At 68.8% G+C, this 17,922-nt stretch carries 18 protein-coding genes and 3 pseudogenes; 8 read left to right on the plus strand and 13 right to left on the minus strand.

Annotated elements, in window-relative coordinates; translation table 11 throughout:
- Positions 1–313: 313 nt before the first annotated feature.
- From GEV28_RS16200 to GEV28_RS16235, 9 genes and pseudogenes are all read right to left on the minus strand, one after another.
- On the minus strand, positions 314–775 hold the full coding sequence (locus tag GEV28_RS16200) for a CBS domain-containing protein (protein WP_367115109.1): 462 nt from the start codon (positions 773–775) through the stop codon (positions 314–316).
- A 52-nt stretch (positions 776–827) separates the two neighbouring features.
- Positions 828–896, minus strand: a pseudogene (locus GEV28_RS42335) (signal transduction protein); the annotation flags it as partial.
- A gap of 16 nt (positions 897–912) precedes the next feature.
- Positions 913–1,815, minus strand: coding sequence for a universal stress protein (locus tag GEV28_RS16205; RefSeq protein WP_291412897.1), 903 nt, complete (start codon positions 1,813–1,815; stop codon positions 913–915).
- On the minus strand, positions 1,812–2,756 hold the full coding sequence (locus tag GEV28_RS16210) for a universal stress protein (protein WP_291412898.1): 945 nt from the start codon (positions 2,754–2,756) through the stop codon (positions 1,812–1,814). The genes GEV28_RS16205 and GEV28_RS16210 overlap by 4 nt, the downstream gene beginning before the upstream one ends.
- Positions 2,753–3,748, minus strand: a complete 996-nt coding sequence (locus GEV28_RS16215; RefSeq protein WP_291412899.1) for a nitroreductase family protein — start codon at positions 3,746–3,748, stop codon at positions 2,753–2,755. Before GEV28_RS16215 ends, GEV28_RS16210 begins: the two co-directional genes overlap by 4 nt.
- Positions 3,745–4,737 carry a nitroreductase family protein gene (locus GEV28_RS16220; RefSeq protein WP_291412900.1) on the minus strand — a complete coding sequence of 331 codons (993 nt, stop codon included), beginning with the start codon at positions 4,735–4,737 and terminating at the stop codon, positions 3,745–3,747. Before GEV28_RS16220 ends, GEV28_RS16215 begins: the two co-directional genes overlap by 4 nt.
- Before the next feature lie 154 nt (positions 4,738–4,891).
- The gene (locus GEV28_RS16225; RefSeq protein WP_291412901.1) at positions 4,892–5,338 is read right to left on the minus strand and encodes a hypothetical protein; all 447 of its coding nucleotides are present in this window, start codon (positions 5,336–5,338) and stop codon (positions 4,892–4,894) included.
- A 632-nt stretch (positions 5,339–5,970) separates the two neighbouring features.
- Positions 5,971–6,702, minus strand: coding sequence for a CBS domain-containing protein (locus GEV28_RS16230; protein ID WP_291412902.1), 732 nt, complete (start codon positions 6,700–6,702; stop codon positions 5,971–5,973).
- On the minus strand, positions 6,671–7,360 hold the full coding sequence (locus GEV28_RS16235) for a CBS domain-containing protein (RefSeq protein ID WP_291412903.1): 690 nt from the start codon (positions 7,358–7,360) through the stop codon (positions 6,671–6,673). The genes GEV28_RS16230 and GEV28_RS16235 overlap by 32 nt, the downstream gene beginning before the upstream one ends.
- 263 nt (positions 7,361–7,623) lie before the next feature.
- On the opposite strand from GEV28_RS16235, the gene GEV28_RS16240 reads away from it, so the two are divergent.
- From GEV28_RS16240 to GEV28_RS16250, 3 genes and pseudogenes are all read left to right on the plus strand, one after another.
- Positions 7,624–7,980, plus strand: a complete 357-nt coding sequence (locus GEV28_RS16240; RefSeq protein WP_291412904.1) for a hypothetical protein — start codon at positions 7,624–7,626, stop codon at positions 7,978–7,980.
- 63 nt (positions 7,981–8,043) lie between these two features.
- Positions 8,044–9,360, plus strand: a pseudogene (locus GEV28_RS16245) (phosphoketolase); the annotation flags it as partial.
- The gene (locus tag GEV28_RS16250) at positions 9,348–10,430 is read left to right on the plus strand and encodes an acetate/propionate family kinase (RefSeq protein ID WP_291412905.1); all 1,083 of its coding nucleotides are present in this window, start codon (positions 9,348–9,350) and stop codon (positions 10,428–10,430) included. The pseudogene GEV28_RS16245 and the gene GEV28_RS16250, both read left to right, overlap by 13 nt.
- 343 nt (positions 10,431–10,773) lie before the next feature.
- On the opposite strand, the gene GEV28_RS16255 is transcribed toward GEV28_RS16250, so the two are convergent.
- From GEV28_RS16255 to GEV28_RS16270, 4 genes are all read right to left on the minus strand, one after another.
- Positions 10,774–11,544, minus strand: a complete 771-nt coding sequence (locus tag GEV28_RS16255) for an ESX secretion-associated protein EspG (protein ID WP_291412906.1) — start codon at positions 11,542–11,544, stop codon at positions 10,774–10,776.
- Between the two features lie 73 nt (positions 11,545–11,617).
- Positions 11,618–12,823: a hypothetical protein gene (locus tag GEV28_RS16260; protein ID WP_291412907.1), complete on the minus strand. Its 1,206-nt coding sequence runs from the start codon at positions 12,821–12,823 to the stop codon at positions 11,618–11,620.
- Complete coding sequence (locus GEV28_RS16265) at positions 12,823–13,476, minus strand: DUF3558 family protein (protein ID WP_291412908.1); 654 nt, start codon at positions 13,474–13,476, stop codon at positions 12,823–12,825. Before GEV28_RS16265 ends, GEV28_RS16260 begins: the two co-directional genes overlap by 1 nt.
- Before the next feature lie 4 nt (positions 13,477–13,480).
- Positions 13,481–13,864, minus strand: coding sequence for a hypothetical protein (locus GEV28_RS16270; protein WP_291412909.1), 384 nt, complete (start codon positions 13,862–13,864; stop codon positions 13,481–13,483).
- A gap of 286 nt (positions 13,865–14,150) precedes the next feature.
- Between GEV28_RS16270 and GEV28_RS16275 the strand changes: the two genes are divergently transcribed.
- The 5 genes and pseudogenes from GEV28_RS16275 to GEV28_RS16290 all read left to right on the plus strand — a co-directional run bounded on the left by GEV28_RS16275 (position 14,151) and on the right by GEV28_RS16290 (position 17,730).
- Positions 14,151–14,510 carry a hypothetical protein gene (locus GEV28_RS16275; RefSeq protein ID WP_291412910.1) on the plus strand — a complete coding sequence of 120 codons (360 nt, stop codon included), beginning with the start codon at positions 14,151–14,153 and terminating at the stop codon, positions 14,508–14,510.
- Positions 14,511–14,515: 5 nt separating this feature from the next.
- Positions 14,516–15,562, plus strand: coding sequence for a hypothetical protein (locus tag GEV28_RS16280; RefSeq protein ID WP_291412911.1), 1,047 nt, complete (start codon positions 14,516–14,518; stop codon positions 15,560–15,562).
- 11 nt (positions 15,563–15,573) lie between these two features.
- On the plus strand, positions 15,574–16,848 hold the full coding sequence (locus tag GEV28_RS16285; RefSeq protein WP_291412912.1) for a PQQ-binding-like beta-propeller repeat protein: 1,275 nt from the start codon (positions 15,574–15,576) through the stop codon (positions 16,846–16,848).
- A 356-nt stretch (positions 16,849–17,204) separates the two neighbouring features.
- Positions 17,205–17,261 (plus strand): annotated as a pseudogene (locus GEV28_RS42340) (hypothetical protein); the annotation flags it as partial.
- Positions 17,262–17,553: 292 nt separating this feature from the next.
- A complete protein-coding gene (locus GEV28_RS16290; RefSeq protein ID WP_291412916.1) occupies positions 17,554–17,730 on the plus strand; it encodes a TetR-like C-terminal domain-containing protein in 177 nt (58 codons plus the stop codon).
- Positions 17,731–17,922 lie beyond the last annotated feature (192 nt).

The raw sequence follows: 17,922 nt of genomic DNA on the forward strand, positions 1-17,922 counted from the left end.
CCGACTGACCTGTACCCCATCAGTGAATCGTGATGTCCCAACGGCGTCGAGGTCGAGCCGCTTGGCGAGCCGCGCAGTGCTCGACGCATCCACCCCGCCACGCAGGAATCCCCATTACGCAGATACTCCGCTCGTGGGTCGGATCAGCCCGGCGTGCAGCTGGATCGTGGTGGGCTTGCCGACACCGTTCTGGCCCCCAGGTACCGAACAGAACACCGCCGGCACGTCGAGGTCCGGATCAACGAGTGCCCGTTTGCCACACAGCGCTTGGTCAGGTCCTGTGGTGTCGATGACCGTATTCACGAGTGTGTGTCTAGTCGTCCCAGCCGATCGACACGGGGGTCGTGGTGGTGAGCACGACGGCGGTCACGCCGGGGACGGTGCGGGCGAGCGCGGCGACGACGTCGCGTTCCGCGTCGTCGGCGAAGTCGCCGCTGACGGCGACGGCGCCGTCGGTCACCTCGATCGCCCAGCGCCGCCGGCTGCCGGCGTAGTCGTCGAGCAGCCTGCGCAGGTTCGCCTTGATCACGTCGTCGTCGCGGACCAGCGTGCGCAGCAGATCACGACGGGCGACCACGCCGATCAGCAGGCCCTGCTCCACGACCGGCAGGCTGCGTAGGCGCCCGGCGAGCATCCGCTCGGCGATCACGCCGATCTCGGTGGCCGGACCGACGACCTCGACCGGGCTGGCCATCGCGGTCGAGACCAACGCGTCCCGGCCACCCTTGCTGGAGTCGACGCGCAACGCGTCCGACTCGCTGAAGATCCCGACCACCGTCGGCGACGACCGGCACGGCGGCGAAACCGTTCTCCGTCAGCACGGTGGTCGCCTCCCGGACAGTGGTCCGCGTGTCGACGCTGACCACCGGCCGGCTCATGACATCTCTTGCGCGCATGATCCTTCTCCTTTGCTCAGCCGGGAGAATCCGTGTGAACCACGGCGACCGGGCATTGTGCGTGATGCAACAGGTTCTGGCTCGTCGAGCCGAGGACGAGGCTGCGGAACGCGCCGCGGCCCCGGCGACCCACGACGACCAGCTGCGCGGTCGGCGAACAGCGACGCAACGCCCGGCCCGGCCGGTCGTGCACCACCTCGCGCTGGATCCGTACATCCGGGTACTTCTCCTGCCAACCCGCCAACCGCTCGGCGATCGTCTCGTCCGCCTCCTGCGCCAACCGGGTGAGGTCCAACGGCGCGTTGGTGCCCGAGAGCGAGAGCGCGAACAGCGACTCGGTCCAAGCGTGCACCGCCACCAGGTACGTACCCCGGGCGCACGCCTCGGCGAACGCGAACGCCACCGCCGCCTCACTGACCTCGGTGCCATCCACGCCGACGACGACCGGGCCGGTGTCGAGGGGCGGGCGGTCGGCCGCGACGCCGCGGACGATCACGACCGGGCTGTGGGCCCGGCCCGCGACGGCGACAGACGTGCACCCGACGAGCAGGCCGGTGAGTGCGCTGAGCCCGCGGGTGCCGAGGACGAGCATCGAAGCGTTGTCGGACTCGTGGATCAGCGCGTTCGCCACCGGCATGGCCTCGAGCACGATCTCGACGGGCAGGGCGGGGTCGATCTCGGCGGCGGCCTTCCGCGTCTCGGACAGCCATCGCCTGCCCTGCTCGCGCATCCCGTCCAGGAGCGACTTCTGCAGGGTGATTCCCGACGGCAGGCCGAGCGGGAGCTCGTAGGCGTGCACCAGCCGCAGCGGCACCCGATCGCGGATGGCGACCTTCGCGGCCCAGCGCACCGCCTGCAGCGCGGAGGCCGAGCCGTCGACACCGACAACGACGGACCGGGAGTTGTGGTGGGTGGTCATGACACCTCTCCTCGGGTGAGATCGGGCCGCTCGGAGGGCGCCCGCTTCTCCCTGCGGACGACCACGACGGGGCACTCGGCGTGGCGCAGCAGGGATTGGCTCACCGAGCCGAGCCCCAGCCCGGTGAGGCCGCTACGACCGCGAGAGCCGACGACGACCAGCTGGGCGTCGGCGGCGTGCTGGAGCAGTGCGCGACGCGGACGGTCGCGCTCGACGACGCGGCGCACCTCCACGTCGGGGAACTTGTCAACCCAGCCGGCGAGGACGTTGTCGAGTAGCCGGGTCTCCTCGGCCTCGACCCGGTCCCAGTCGATGGTCCGTGGCAGCGCGGCCCATGCCCCGGCCATGTCCACGTCGACCCAGGTGTGCACGGCCAGCAGCGGAACCTTCCGGGCAGCGGCGGCCTCGAACGCGAACTCGACCGCGGCCTCGCTGAGCGTGGAACCGTCGACGCCGACCACGACCGGCCCTGCCTCAGGTGGCGGACGGTCCGCTGTGGACGCCCGGACGACCACGACGGGGCAATGGCTGTGCGCCGACAGCGCCACCGCGACCGAGCCGACCAGCAGTCCGGTGAAGCCGCCGAGACCGCGGGAGCCGAGCACGACCAGCTGCGCCGTCGCCGACTCGCCGACCAGGACGTCAGCGGTGATGCCGTCACGCAGGTCGGTGCTCAGTGCGAGGTCGGGCACCGCGGTTCGTGCCGTGCCGGCGGCCTGGTTGAGCCAGTGCCGACCCTGCATGAGGATGGCGTCGTGGTACGCGGGCGGCGGGGCGACCTGCGGCGGGTGCCGCACCGGGACCAGGTAGCACACGTGCACCAGCCGCAGCAGGGCGTGGCGGCGCTGCGCCTCATGCGCGGCCCAACGCACCGCGCGCAACGCGGACGCGGAACCATCCACGCCCACTACGACGGGGTGTTGTTCGGCGTTCGTCGTCACGAGTCCTCCTCGGTCCGGCCGCGTGACGCGGCGTGCTCGGAGGTCGGGTGCCCGAAGCGCAGGAGAGCCTGGGGAAACCCGGCCAGGAACAGTCCTTCGATCAGCCCTGCCCGAACTTCGGCCAGGTGGAAGGGCTGGGTGAGGATCGAGCCCACGAGGCCGGCCGCGGTCGCGGCCAACCAGGTGGCCTGCGCGGCCATGCCCGCCCGGACCTGGTCGAGCCGGCCGTCGTCGGGCGTCTCGACCAGCAGCAGACACTCGCGGCTGAGCCGGGCGGTGAGTGTGACCTCGTCCGGGATCCTGGTCGACCGGCGGATCAGCCCCGCCCAGGGCAGCGTGGCGAGCGGCCTCGGCACGTCGGCCACCCCCTCACCCGGTGCCGGGTTCGGACCTGGCGCGGTCCACGCCGACAGCTCGCGCTGGTAGGCGCGATCGGCCCGCAGCACGAGTGCGGCATGGTCGAACACCTTTGCCAGCACGGCGGTCTCCTCGTCCGTGCGGACCGGCCGTGTCTGCACGCCGTCCGTGTGGGAGGCGGACACCAACCGGCGCAGGTCGGTCGGGCTCACCGGCATCGCGGCGAACGGTTGGCGGTGGCTGTGCCGCCGCGACACGGCCGCGTAGCGGTCGAGGTCCACTTCGGACGGTGATCGACGGGTCCGGGCTCGGACCACGGCGACCTCGTCGCGCCGGGTGCGGTTCGGGAGCAGCTCGAGCTCCGGCTCCCAGCCGAGGATCCGCATCGCGAGTACCAGGTTCTCCACCGCCGCCCCACACGAGATCAGCTGGTCACGGCCGAGCGGGTCGTGCCGAGGCAACACGCGGTCCAACCGCTGGAACAACGACGCCCCGTGCGCGTCGTCGTGGAACTCCAGCACCCACGGCTGGGTGTTGTGCACCGACGGCGCCGCCCGGACCGCCGCCCGCACGACCTCAATCTCGCCCCGAGTCCACCGGCCCTGTGGCACTGGTTCGCTCGCACGCTCACTCATGACGTCACCCCGTGACTCGTCGGGAAGGTGGCCACCGCCGAGACGGAACGGCGCGGGGTGGGGGCGGCCGGGTCGCCGTAGCCGATGCGGAGCGCGGTCTGCGGGTGGCGCCGCCCGCCGAGAAGGGTCCGCACGGCGGCCCGGATGTAGGGCACCTCGATCGGCTGGGACAGGAACGACACGCCCAACCCGGTTGTGGTGGCGCTGAGCAGGACGCGCTGCATTGCCTGGCCGGCGCGAAGCCGGTCCCGGATGGTGTCGCCGGCCGACGTGAGCACCGCGACCAGCGGCTCCTGCTCGAACTCACGTCGCGGCGTGGTAACCCCGTGGTGGTAGTGGCGCAGCTTCAGCAACTCCCCACCGATCGGCCGCGGACCACCCGCTGACCGCGGCACGCCGTCCGGCCGGCCCGGCACGCCGGTCGTCCACATACGAAGCTCCGCTTGGAAGGCCGGATCCTCTTCTTGCAGGTGATCGGCGCGGCGCAACAGGTCGGCGAACGTCTCGAGCGCTCGCGGTGTGTCGAGCATGGTCAGCTGGGCGCCCTCCTGCTCGGCCGCGTGGACGAGGGCCTGGCGAAGGGCGGCAGGCACCGGCCGGTCGTGGAAGGGCCGGCGGTTGGTCGCCCGCCGGTGGATCGCGGTCGCGAGCGAGCGGATCTCCGGCGACGGCATCCGGTACCCGCCGATCCGGACCGTGGCCAGGTGGTCCGGCCGAGTCGGATCGGGCAGCAGGTCGGTCACCACGGCATGGTCGGCCGCCCGCAGCGCGAGGGTCAGGTTGAGCAAGGCCGCGCCGCAGGACAGCTGCGCCTCCCGCGCGTCCGGGTCGGCAACCGACAGCACACGCTCCCGATCGAGGTGGAGCTCGACCCGGGGCGGGGCGACGACGAAGCGCCACGGCTGGGTGTTGTGCACCGAGGGCGCCCTGGTCGCCGCATGCAGCGCACGGTCGATGACCTCGTGCGGTGTGGTGTCGCTGGTGCTCATCGGCTCAGCTCCTGAGTGGTTCGCGGTCTTCACTTGCAGCGTCGTCCCTCGACCGGCCGCGCGGCAGCGGCGAGATTCCCTGATCAGCAGGGCACTTCGTCCCATCCGGTCAGGAGCGGTGGCCGTGCCAGTCGGGCTCCACCTGTGCCCACTCCTAGCCCCAGCTGCGATAGCGGCGGCGGTTGAGCAGGTGGTGCAGGCCCACCTGGCACGACGCGAGCAGACCTGCGACGGTCAGCCAGCCGACCGCGGCGATCATCACAGCGGCGAGTCCGGCATCAGCCGAGCTGACGGGTGGGCCGACGACTCGGCCGCCCTGGTCCAGCCAGATCTCGACCTCCGCACCCGACTTGAGGCCCTTGTTGGCCCGGACGAGGCCCGTCTGCGTGGAGCCGTCCGGTAGCTGCCACTCGGCCCGCACGTCGGACTTGCCGGTGGCGGCGATCCTATGACCGCCAGGCTTGGCATCGGCGTCGACGATCAGAGTGGCGACCGTTTCGTGCCGGGTCCGGGCATGCTGCTCACCTTTCGCGGAGATGTCCGCTGGGCGACCGAGCATCAGCATGATCGGCAACAGGAGCAAAGCGGCCAGCACGACCAAGACCAGCACGAGGCTTTCCAGGCGGTCGCCCCTGGGACACAGGATTGCCGTGTGGCCGCATCAGCCTGACCAGTCGCATCATCGGTGAGCTCGCGATGCCGTTCATGACCGTCTCCGGTGTTCCGCGATCTCTCGCTGAACGTCCGCGGCCCGGGTAGAAGCCCGCGCTCCGGCGACTCCGAGCTCGTCCTGGGTCACGACGTGGGCGTCCGGACCGGGGAACACGAGTGCCTCGTGGCCGCGCCGGGCCGCGTGATCGACATTGGCCTGCTCGACAACCAGCCAATCTCCTTGTTGGGCGTACATCGTCCGTCCTCCGACCCTGCGCAGACGTTCAGTTCTCACTCATTTTCAGGGAACCGCTCAGGCCCGGCAGGGCCCGAGGTCCCCGATGGACGGGCCAAACGCACTCAGGTGCGCGGCCTGCGGGGACAAGCGGCGAGCCCGAAGTGGCGACGAAGCTGATGTCCGCTCGCACGTCGAGCCACCGCGTGGCGCCCCGCGGCACCGCGGGCCCGAGCAGCAGGAACAGGACGCCGATGATCAGACACAGTTCGACAGGCCGGGCCTGACGCCGAGACGGCGGCTAGGTCCGACCTGTCGAATCTGGTTCTCGAGCCCGACACCTCGACTCACATCGCGGAGCTGACCGTGTCGTCCAGCTCGTAGCGGATCTTGTTCTTCACGCCGATCACACCGGGGACCTTCTGAGTCAGCTGGCCGGCGATCTGCGCGGTGGTGCGATGCTCGACCGAACCCTCCAGCGTGGCCACCCCCTTCGAGACCTCGGCGGCCAACGTCCCCGGGAACAGCCACATGCCACGACGGAACACGTGCTCCTGGATGTCGGCGAGGATCTGCTCGTCCTCGCGCAGGTACGTGCTGATGATGTCGCGGCGCGACACCACCCCGACCAGCGCGCCATGGAGGTTTACCACGCACAGCCGCCGCACCTTCTTCTCGGCCAGCAGCCGGGCGGCAGCGGTGACCGACGCCTTCTCGCTGATCGTGATGGCCGGCGCGGTCATCAGCTCGAAGGCGGAACGACCAGCCGACTTACGCCAGTGCGCGCGCCGCTTCCGGTTGAACACCAGCGGCATCCGTGCCATACCACCTTGGTATTCCTGCTTGGCAAGGGTGTCCGCCTCGGACACGACCCCGACCGGCATGCCATCGTGGTCGACGATCGGAATACCGCTCACCCGATGCTCAGTCATCAACGCGACCAGGTCCTTGAACCGGGTGCTCTCTCCCGCAGTCACGACGTCCTTCGTCATCACCGACTCAACTGTTGGTTCCCACATCTCGACCTCCGTCATCGATTCCGTCGGATCACGGCTTGAAGCCGGTCCACACCCCGCCACGACCGACGATGTCGTCGACCACGTAGCGAAGGTTGTTGCGCATTCCCACCACACCGGGCGTCGCCAGCACGATGCGGCTGACGTCCTCGACCTTCTGCCTGCTGTTCAGCAGCCCGTCAACGGTGGCCATACCGTCGACGACGGCGACCCCGACGGTCTTCGGCGGAACGTCCATTGCAGGCGAGGCCAGCACGGTCTCGATGTCCGCACGGATCTCCTCGTCGGTACGACGGTAGACCTTCAACAGATCGCGCCGGGAGACGACGCCGACCAACCGACCCTCGTCATCGAGCACGAACAAGCGGCGCATCTTCACCTTGGCGAGTTGGTGCGCCGCGGCGCTGACGGGCTCGTCGGCCCCGATCGTCCGCACCGGGCTGGTCATCAGCTCCCCCGCCGTCCGCGCGAGCGACCGGTACCACCGGTCCCGGCCCGCACGGTCGTGGTGCGGCAGTTCGTCGTGCCCGCCGTGGAACTCCTGCTTTGCCAGGGCATCCGCCTCGGACACGACCCCGATCGGCCGACCGTCGTCATCGACCACCGGCACGGCGCTGATGCCCTGCTCGGTCATCGTCACGACCATGTCCTTGAACGGCGTCTCGGGCGTCGCCGTCGTCACCGTCTTCGTCATCACCAATGCCACGTTCAGCTCACGCACAACAGCCTCCCTTCGGCTTTGTCTCAAGCAAACCGGGCGTGACCGTTCGGGCACAGAGCATCAGTTCCTGGCTGGACGGGACCAAGGGCCCGGACCGGCACGCGCGAACGTCTCCGTGGGAAAGAGAAGGTCGCCGGTGTCGGCGTCATCCGCCCATCGCGACGATGGAGACAACGCCACGAGGTGACGTGAAGGAGCCAGGTCATGTACTCGCAACACAGCACCCGAACTGTCACCTCCGTCCCGCTCTCGCGCCGGCTACCGTGCGGCCCGTCGTCGTGCGAGAGCGCTACGCCGATCTCACGGACCTGCGCCTCGCGCTCGCGCTATCCACCGAAGACAGCGCTGAGGAGAAGAACGACCTCGATCCGCTGGAGCGGACCACCTGCTACACCCACCGCCGCTGGCCGCACCACCGCGACTCCTCGCCGCTGCACGTGCTCGTCGTGACCGGTCACCGCTGGTGCCGCCGCTGCGAATGCGCCGTCTCGGTCGCCATCGACGAGCTCGTCGGCGACGTCTCGCTGACCTGCCCGAAATGCGGTGAGATGCCGGCCAGCGCGGCCAACCGCCAGGTCATCCGTTGCTGCCGGGCAAGCCTCGCCGCCGCAACCGAATGAGGAGGAACCGATGACCGAAGCCAAGCACTGGACGATCGACGTCTACATCGGCTGCTCGCCCAGGTCCCGAGCGGCGACCGCAGGATGGGCGCCAACCCGCACGCCAACGGCGGCCTGCTGCTGCGCCCGCTCGAGCTGCCCGACTTCCGGCGCTACGCCAGCGAGCTCGAGAAGCACGGCAGCACCACCTCCGAGCCCACCCGGGCACTCGGCCGCTTCCTCCGCGACGTGGTTCGCGACAACGCCGAGGCACGTAACTTCCGGATCTTCGGCCCGGACGAGACGGCGTCCAACCGGCTCGACGCGGTGTACGAGGCCACCGACAAGCAGTGGCAGGCCGACATCCTGCCGGTCGATGAGCACCTGGCCCGTGAGGGCCGGGTGGTCGAGGTGCTGTCCGAGCATCTGTGCCAGGGCTGGCTCGAGGGCTACCTGCTGACCGGCCGGCACGGCCTGTTCTCCTGCTACGAGGCGTTCGTCCACATCGTCGACTCGATGTTCAACCAGCACGCCAAGTGGCTCAAGACAAGCAAGAAGCTGCCGTGGCGCCGACCGGTCGCATCGTTGAACTACCTGCTGACCTCGCACGTGTGGCGCCAGGATCACAACGGCTTCTCCCACCAGGACCCCGGCTTCATCGACCACGTCATGAACAAGAAGGCCGAGGTGATCCGGGTCTACCTGCCACCGGACACCAACACGCTGCTGTCCGTGGCCGACCACTGCTTGCGCAGCCGCGACTACGTCAACGTCGTCGTCGCCGGGAAGAACGAGACCCCGGACTGGCTCCCCATGGACGAAGCGGTCCTGCACGCCACGCGCGGTGCCGGCACCTGGGACTGGGCGGGCAACGAGGACGGCGGTGCGCCGGATGTCGTGCTGGCCTGCGCGGGTGACGCACCCACCATGGAGGTCATGGCGGCGACCGAGATCCTCCGCGAACAGCTGCCCGAGCTGCGTGTCCGCGTGGTCAACGTCGTGGACCTCATGCGGCTGCAGCCCCACACCGAGCACCCGCACGGCATGTCCGACCCGGAGTTCGACGCTCTGTTCACCACGTCCCGACCGGTGATCTTCGCCTACCACGGCTACCCGTGGCTCATCCACCGCCTCACCTACCGGCGCGCCAACCACGACAACATCCACGTCCGCGGCTACAAGGAGGAAGGCACCACGACCACCCCGTTCGACATGTTGGTGCTCAACGATCTCGACCGGTTCCAGCTCGTCATCGACGTGCTCGACCGCGTGCCCGGCCTCGGCGCGCGGACGGCGTTGCTGCGCCAACGGATGCTCGACCTGCGCGCCAGACACCACGAATGGACCAGAACGCACGGCGAGGACCTGCCGGAGGTCCGCGACTGGGTGTGGCCGTTCTGATGACGCACGTGCTCGTCGTGAACGCCGGATCGTCCAGCCTGAAGCTGGCGCTGCTCGACGACACCGACGAGGTCGTCGACTCGGTCACGCTGGACAGGTGGTCCGGCGAGGACGAGACCGAGGACATCAAGCGGTTCGTGGCGGCCCTGCCCCACGTCGACGCGGTCGGCCACCGCATCGTGCACGGCGGCACCGACTTCATCGGGCCGACGCGTCTCGACCAGGACGTGCGGCACCGCATCGCCAGCCTCTCCGACCTGGCACCGCTACACCAACCCCGCGGGATCGCCGGCATCGACGCCGTCGGCACCGTTCTGCCCGACACGCCGGCCGTCGCGTGCTTCGACACCGCGTTCCACCACGAGCTGCCCGCCGCGGCCGCGATGTACGCGCTGCCCCGGACGTGGAACGACCGGTGGGCGCTGCGCCGCTACGGCTTCCACGGGCTGTCCCACGCGCACGTCGCCCGCCGCGTCGCGGAGCTGCTGGGACCAGGGCAGCGGGTCGTCAGCTGCCACCTCGGCTCCGGCGCCTCGCTCGCCGCCATCCGCGACGGCCGCTCGGTCGACACGAGCATGGGGTTCACCCCACTGGCCGGCCTCGTCATGGCCACCCGCTCCGGCGACGTCGACCCAGGTCTCGTGCTGTGGCTGCTCCACCACGGCGGCGTCGACGCCGACGAGCTGTCGGACGTCCTGGAGCACCGCAGCGGCCTCGCCGGCCTCACCGGCGGCACCGGTGACCTGCGGGACGTGGTCGGCAATGACGACCCGACGGTCAAGCTCGCCCTGGACGTCTACCTCCACCGCCTGCGGCGGGAGATCGCGGCCATGGCGGCGGCGATGAACGGTCTCGACGTCCTCGTCTTCACCGGCGGGGTCGGCGAGCACCAGCCGGCCGTACGTGCCGCCGCGGCCGACGGCCTCGCGTTCCTCGGCGTGCGTGTGTCCGCGGCAGCCAACGCAGCGGGCGACACCGACATCACCGCCACGCCGGCAACCGCGAGGACGCTCGTGCTTCCGGCGCGCGAGGACGTGGAGATCGCCCGACAGGTCCGTTCTGTGTTGTGAAAGAAGGTTTGGTCCGGCCGACCGCAGAGATCACCCTGCTGCAGCACGCTTGCCACCGACCTGCGGGAACGCAGGCCGGCGATAGCCGGCGGTTTACCGCCGGCCATCTCATGTCCACACAGGACGAATGATGTCGGACTATCCGGTGTGGCGGCGGGGGTTCTTCACCGCGCGTTTGCACGCGGTTGCCGACACCGCCGACCGCATGGACTTCCACGGTGTACCGATCGTGTGGTCTGTGTGCTGCCGGGCCGCCGTCCTCGACGCTGATCGCACGGAGCCCTTCTGGTCTCCTGTGGTCTGGTGCGACCAATGCGTGTGCCGGGCCGGTCCACCGCCCGTGTCAACCGGGCAGTGAGCGGTGCATCCGTGTGAGGATGCGGATCATGCTGTCGCGGCTGGCCGGCTCGACCCGCACCTGGGACTGACCAGCCACCGTGGTGACCACGGTGGCGACGCGGCCGTCGGTGGTGTCGGCATACCGCAGCGGCTCCTCGGCGCGGTGGCGATGGCCCCACTGGTCCCGCGTGGCCGTCGACAGCTCTCCGTACCCGCTGACCGGCAACGCGGCCAGACGCTGCGCGAGCCGCGCTTCCGCGCTGGCGCGGCGCACGGTCACCCCAGATGGGGTGCGTTGCCGCCCGCTTCGGTTGGTGGACCGCACCTCGTCCGGCGACACCGTGAACGGTTTCGCCGTGCCGGCCGGCACGTCCGGGGTCTGCGCGACCAGCCGCGCCGCCATCTGCGTGGAGTTGATGTTGTTGAGCCACACCGTCCCGTCCGGGTGGCGTACCGCGAGGACGGTCTCTTTGCCGATCCTGCCCGCGAGTACCCCTATGGTGTCGCCGTCGCGGGCGATCCACCCGTAGAACTCCTCGGCGGGGCGGCACAGAACGGTCAGCGACGCCACGACCTCACGCTCCAGATCGCCGTGCCGGTCCCGCCAGCCCTGCACGAGCAACAGCTCCTGGGCCTGCCCGCGCAGCACGTCATGCTCCGCTTCCGGAAACCACTTCGCCTCCGGCAGCAGCGTCTTGTGCAGCTCGCCGAGGCGGTACTCGGCCACCAGCCACGCCAGCAGATCCGCCGGAACCTTCGCCGGCGCCTGTAGCACCACTTACTCGTTCCCCTCGCGACCGTCCCGCTCGCGGCGGTCCGGCCGGTGACCGTCCACTGTGGCCATGTCGCTAGTCGTCGTCCGCGCCGATCGCGGGCGGCGCGGTCTTCTCGTCGGTGTCGAAAAGCTCATCCGGGTCCCCGCCCTCCAGATACGCCGGACGCGTGCGCTCGGTGTCCTCACCGTCACGGCCCCGCCCCGCGGCACCCATCGGGACACCGCCCATCCCCGGGCCACCTCGACCTGGCGCGCCGGTCACACCGCCCGATGACGGCCCCGGCCGGCCTGCGGGACCGTGTGGCTCGGCACCCACACCCGGACCACCCAGCACACCGCCACGTAGCCCGGCCCCGCCGCGAGGTCCAGCACCCCCGCCGCCGGCACGTCCGCCACCAGAGTCAGCGCCTGGCGAGCCACCCAGACCGGGTCCGCCGAGCACGCCAACACCCGGCACGAGGCCACCGGGCGGCCGTCTCGCCCCCATACCGGAGTCTGTGCCCGCGACCACGGGTGCGACCGGGGTCGTCGTGCTTGGGGTGAAACTTCCTGGCGTCGTTGCCCCGGCATCCGGCGTCACCGTGCTCAACCCATCGCCGCCTGGCGAGGGCGCTCCGCCGCCGGAAACCGCTCCACCGGTGTCGCCGCTGCCAGGCCCCGGCGCAGGAGACCCGCCACCGCCGCCGCTGTCGCCACTGCCGTCGCCGCCCGCGGTGTCGGCGAAGTCCTCGGAGTCGATCGTGGTGGTGTCCGGACCGACGCTGATCCCGGACTTGTCGTCGGTCAAGGTCCCGTAACTGGAGGGCAGTTCGCGGATGTTGTAGCCGGACGCGCCCTCGTAGCGGTTCATCACATCCACGTTGTGCTGGGCCGCCGCGTTGTACTCATCCACCTGATCCTCAAACCGCGCCACCCCGCCCGGCACGGTGAACACCACCATCGGGTTGGACATCTCCGGCTTCGGCGGCACCGGCATGACCGCGTTCTTTGCGTCCGTGTAGGAGCCGGCCTGACGGTTCGTCAGATCCTGCGCGGTCGCCAACGACGGACCAGACAGTTCATGCTCGGACGCCATCGGCCCCGCACCGCGCTGCGCCGCCCCAGCCGCCTCGCCCTCCCACGCCGACTCCATCCGCCCCACCAGCTCGCGGACCTGCCGCGACCGCGCCTCATAATCGCTCGCGACCTCGTTCACGATCGCCGCACCACCGACCATCCCCTCCGGCCCCACACCCTCCTGGAAGTTGTCGTAGATCTGCCGGCCGTTCATAAACAACATCAGCCGCCCCCCGTCAACGTCGCTAACGCCGCCGTCGCCACGGCCAATGCCCGATCACACGACCCCTGCGCGTCAAGCCGCCCCTGCTCCGTCGCGTTGAACGTCAACGAATCCGAGATACCCACCACGATCAGGCAGTCTCCGGAGGCACGAAGATCAGGGCTGCTGGCGTACACCGCCGGATACTCCTCCACGGTGGTCGGCTCGAAGTACTCGAACTGGCCGCGGCCCCGATAGGTGTCGGACAGGCCGTTCTTGTTCCCGGTCAGAAACCCCACACCGATCGTGCTTCCCAGGTCCGGGTTGGCATGCCAGGTGCAGAACGGCCCGGCATTCTCCGCGACGGCCCCGGTCGTCGTCGGGATCCCCGGACGGCTCACATCGAACGCCGCCAACTGCGTCTGACTCAGCACCGCGCACGGCTGCGTGAGAAACGCGGTCGCGTCCAACGGGGTATCCACCGCAGGCGCGCCATACGTCTCGTCCTCACTCGGCGCGGACGACTCCGACGAGGGCTCCTCAGAACCCGACTCCGACACACCCGTGGTGGGCTGCGGCGTCGGATTACCACCCGCTTCGGACGTACAACCCCCGGCAGCCATCAGCACAAACGTCACCAGACCCACGACCAGGCCGGCCAGACGCCCCTGCACTCGCTCATCCCCCATCAACACTCCGCATACGGGCGGCGGCCTGCTCGTCGTCAGCCCCATACTGGGCACGCGCGGCCTGCAACTTCTGCACATAACCGTCCGCGTAGTCAGCCATCGCGGCGTTGTGTCCGATCGCCTTGGTCAACGACTCGTTCATCGCCGCGGGCTGAAGCTGGCTCATCAAATCCTTAGCAGGCGCCACGATCAATTGCTGCGCCTGCAGCAGCTTGCGCCCGTCCGCCTGGACGCCGTCGCGGATGGCGGTCCACTCGTCGATGATCGCATCCAACTCGTCGAGGTCGGCGAACACGTAGTTGCCGCCAGCGCCACCTCCGCCGCTACCGATGACTACATACCCGGCGTTCCTCGCCAGCGTCCCTTCACCCACCGAGACACCTCCCCAGAAATCTTACCGCAAGTAGTCGTGCCGCCACTCCCTGGCCGCACCCCGGAACACGATACGGCAGATCTCAACGCGGCTACGGTCCTCTCGCATAGGAGCGACATCGCCGCGCTCGCTGGGCAACCACCCGCAGGCGTACTCGCACCTCGGTCTGATCCACTGCGCGCGGCTGCTGTCCCAGTAGTCGCGAACCGCTTGTAGCCGACCACTCGGTGTGACATCCTCGCGGCGGGGCGATCCTGCTGGGGGATCGGGGGACTGGGAAGTGCCGATGGATTTCACCGTGAACACTGACCTGGTGCGCCAAGCAGCAGTTGTCGCGGGCGATGCGCACCAGGTCTTCAATACCACGTTGGCCGGGTTGCAGGAGATTGTCGCGGACTCGGCGGACACGCCGTTCGTCGGCGGCTATGGACAGACAGGGGCCTATCAGAGCGGGCTGACCAGGTTCGACAACAAGTTCCGTGAGGTTCTCGGACAGCTTGTCGACGACGAGACGCGGTTCGGCCTGTTCCTCGAAGGGCTACATGCGCGGCTCAACCAGAACGCCACGCTGTACGACGCGACCGAAGATCGGAACACACAGCGGCTCACCGCCATAGCCAACCAGCTCGACGGGCGGGAGGACTGATCACGATGACACACCCGGCCGGCGGAATATGGCGCTACGAGCCGAATCACGATTATGTCGCGCACCTCGACGATGTCTTCAGGTTGGGCAACGCCCCTCGGCTGGCCGGCATGTTGTTGAGCCTGGCCAACCCGAGCAACCTCACCGGAGCGGCGACGCCGTGCTACCTGGACATACCCGCGATCGTGGTGGTCGCACCCAATGACGGCGAGTTCACGTCGCACGAGGTGACCGGCAGCGGGCAGATCGAGGCCGAGGTCCACTCGATATTGCAGGGTTCAGCCCGATCGGACCCGCAGCCCGACTTGAGCGTTGAGCAGTTCTTCTACCACGCTGACGTGCTCTCCGGTCAGGATGTCGGCAAGGTTCGCGAACATCTCGGCACGAAGCTGGACAGCCTGGATCTCACGGACGGTGGATTCGTCGAGCGAGCGGTCACGGCACTGGACGGCGCCAGAACCGGAGATGCGACAACCTCCTGGACTCACCTGTTCGACATGTTCGGAGTCAATTCGGAGCTCTGGAACCAGTGGACTGGCCAAGCTTCGGGCGCGGCTAACGAGGAATTTGGACAAGTCCGATTGTGGTTCAACAAGGAAGCCAGCGACGGAGTATTTCGCCAGGACGCGCTTCGCAACATGTCCGGTATCCTGATCAAATATTCCGCGACGATCCACGGTGCCCGAATGAATCTCGACAATCTCATGGGCGAGTTGGTCGACCAGGTCAACGAATGGAACGACAAGGCGGGTTCTGGCGGCTCGTCCGGAAAATGGGTGGCGCTCGGCGATATCAAGAACCTGGCTGATTCGTCGGGACTGGGCCACGTGTTCAAGGTGATCGACGCCGTAGGGCAGGCCGCTTCGTCGCTCACGGCTGAAAAAAAGCTCACGGGCGACCAAGTCTACCAGAAGTTGAAATCGTATCTCGATGCTGCCGACACCATCGTCCGGGATGCCGTCGGCGAGGTCGACGCCATGACCACAGAGCTGGAGCGGACGCTGAGCAACCGGATTGACGAAGGCGTCAATATTCCCGTGTGGGACGAGTGATGTTGCGTCGAGTGAAGACAGTCGCTGTTGGCTTTGCCGTCGCCACGGCCGTAGCCTCGTGCACGGGCGCGGATCCTGACGAGGGATCGGAGAGTTCGCGTAGCTCGGAGCCGGAGAAAACCGCGTCCGGTGTGGAGCGCTTCGCGCTGGCGGCGGAGCCGGTCTGGCGCGGCGATACGGGCGGTCTTCCCGAGATCATGACGTCAGGTTGGCATTCCGCACGGTATGTCGACGATGTACTCCTTCTTGAATACTCCGATGCGTCGACGGCTGTGGTTGATCCCGAAACCGGTGAGCCGTACTGGACCGCCGACTCGGAGCTGATGGCCGGTAACGGTGCGAAGAACGGCGATGTGGAGTTGTCGAGCACGACCGGATACGCGCCCCTCTCTCGGGTACGGGGCGAATGGGCGATGTTCGTCACATATCGCACCGGTTACCACACCGAGGGCGCGGAACGTGGACGGTGGACAGCGGCGGTGCGGGTGAAGGACGCCAGTCTGCTCTGGAAGGTGCCCGCGCTCGTCGAGCCTTACGACATCGTGGACTCCGACGAACGGATCGTGCTGCTGGCGATCGGGTCGCTCGACGACCGGCCGGTGGCTCGTGCGATCAGCACGGCGGACGGGTCGACCGTGTGGGAGACGAAGGACGTCTGGGGGCGGTTCTTGGCGGGTGAGCACGTCCTTGGCACGGTCAGCTCGCAACCCCCGGAACTGGCGGCGGATGACTCGTATGTGGTGGGTCTGGACGCGGAGACGGGTCAGCGGCGGTGGAGCCTCGAGGGCCGGTACCACCGCTCGGAAGTCGGCTTCGTGGTCGGCGATGTCGCGCTCGTCTATGTCCGGCCCGTCGCCGCCTCCGACCAGGAGGAGGTCGTGCTCGTCGACGTGGCGTCCGGCGCGGAGATAGCCAAGCTGGGTTGGGACTTCGGCGGGAAGAACTCATGCGCCGGTGACGACAGCCGGCTGATCGCGTGCACGCTCGACGATAAGCCGGACAGTCCCGAGGGCGACCGACTGGTGACTTTCGACGTGGCCCAGCGGGCCAAGCACGTCAGCCCGCCGGAGCAGGACGTAGGCCGGTTCAGCGTGAAGAAGGTGGAGGGTGACTACGTCTTCGTGGACGACGACACCTCTGGTGGTGACGACTGGTGGGCGGTGGACCGGGACGGCGTCGTCGTGTCGGACAAGCTTCCCGGCGTGCTGATCGGGATCTCCGAACAGTACGCCGCCTTCACGCTCCCCGACGGCAACATTCCGGCCGTCTACCAGCGCGAACAGTGAGCCCGTGAACGCTAAGAGGGCGGCCACGACGGGCGTGATCAGGTCCGGCTCCGCGAGGAGGAGCGTCGGCCAACGGCCTTGATCACGACCTCTGGTCCGTCGGCCAGCACCTCGGAGTTCTTATGGATTGACGTTAGCTCCACCTAACTGACAGCGTGGCGATCGGCGAGAACTCGCGCAAGGGCAACTGCCGACAACGAAACTGTTCAGCGCCATGGCGCCGCTCTCCGGCCGAACGATATCGTCTCAGCGAGAGAACTAGCGCGCTGACCAGCGGGAACGTATGTACCCCAAGAACGAACTTGACGAACGACGCGTTCAGGGCATCGGGGGCCGGGCTCTCCACCGCCGCGGTCGTGGAGGCCGCGCTCGGGGTCATCGACGAGCAGGGGAGCGGCGCGCTCACCCTCGCCGCCGTCGCGGCGCGGACCGGCGTCGCCACGCCGTCCCTGTACAAGCACGTCGCGGGGCTGGCGGAGCTCCGCGTGCTGCTCGGCGTCCGGGTGCTCGACGAGATGACCGAACGCTTCACCAAGGCCGTGCTCGGACGCAGCCGCGACGACGCGGTCACCGCGCTCATGCACGCTTACCGCGCCTACGTCACCGAGCACCCCGCCCGCTACGCGGCCATGCCCCTCGACCCGCTGCACGACCCCGGCCCTGGCCGCCGCGGGGGGCAAGCTCATCGGGGTCGTCCTCGCCACCCTGCGCGGCTACGGGCTCACCGACTCCGCGGCCGTCCACGCCACCCGCCGCCTGCGGGTCGTGGCGCACGGGTTCGCCTCGCTCGAGGCCGGCGGCGGGTTCGGCCTGCCGGAAGGCCTCGACGAGACCTACACCCAACTGATCGACACCGTCCTCACCAGCCTGCCAAGAACCTAGTGCAGCCCTTCAAAAGTCCGTGAGGGCCGTGTCTTCGGGTGTCTGTTCACTGTGAGTTGGGGTTATGCGGTCTGTGGGAGATTGGTGTCGGTGGTGTCGACAGCCGGGGCGTGGCGGGCGAGATAGCGGGCGTGGTCAGTGTCGGCGTCGTAGGTCCAGGTGTAGGGGTGTGCCGACTTGTTGTACCGGATC

Source organism: Actinophytocola sp., assembly GCF_009379765.1.
Classification (GTDB): Bacteria; Actinomycetota; Actinomycetes; order Mycobacteriales; family Pseudonocardiaceae; genus Actinophytocola.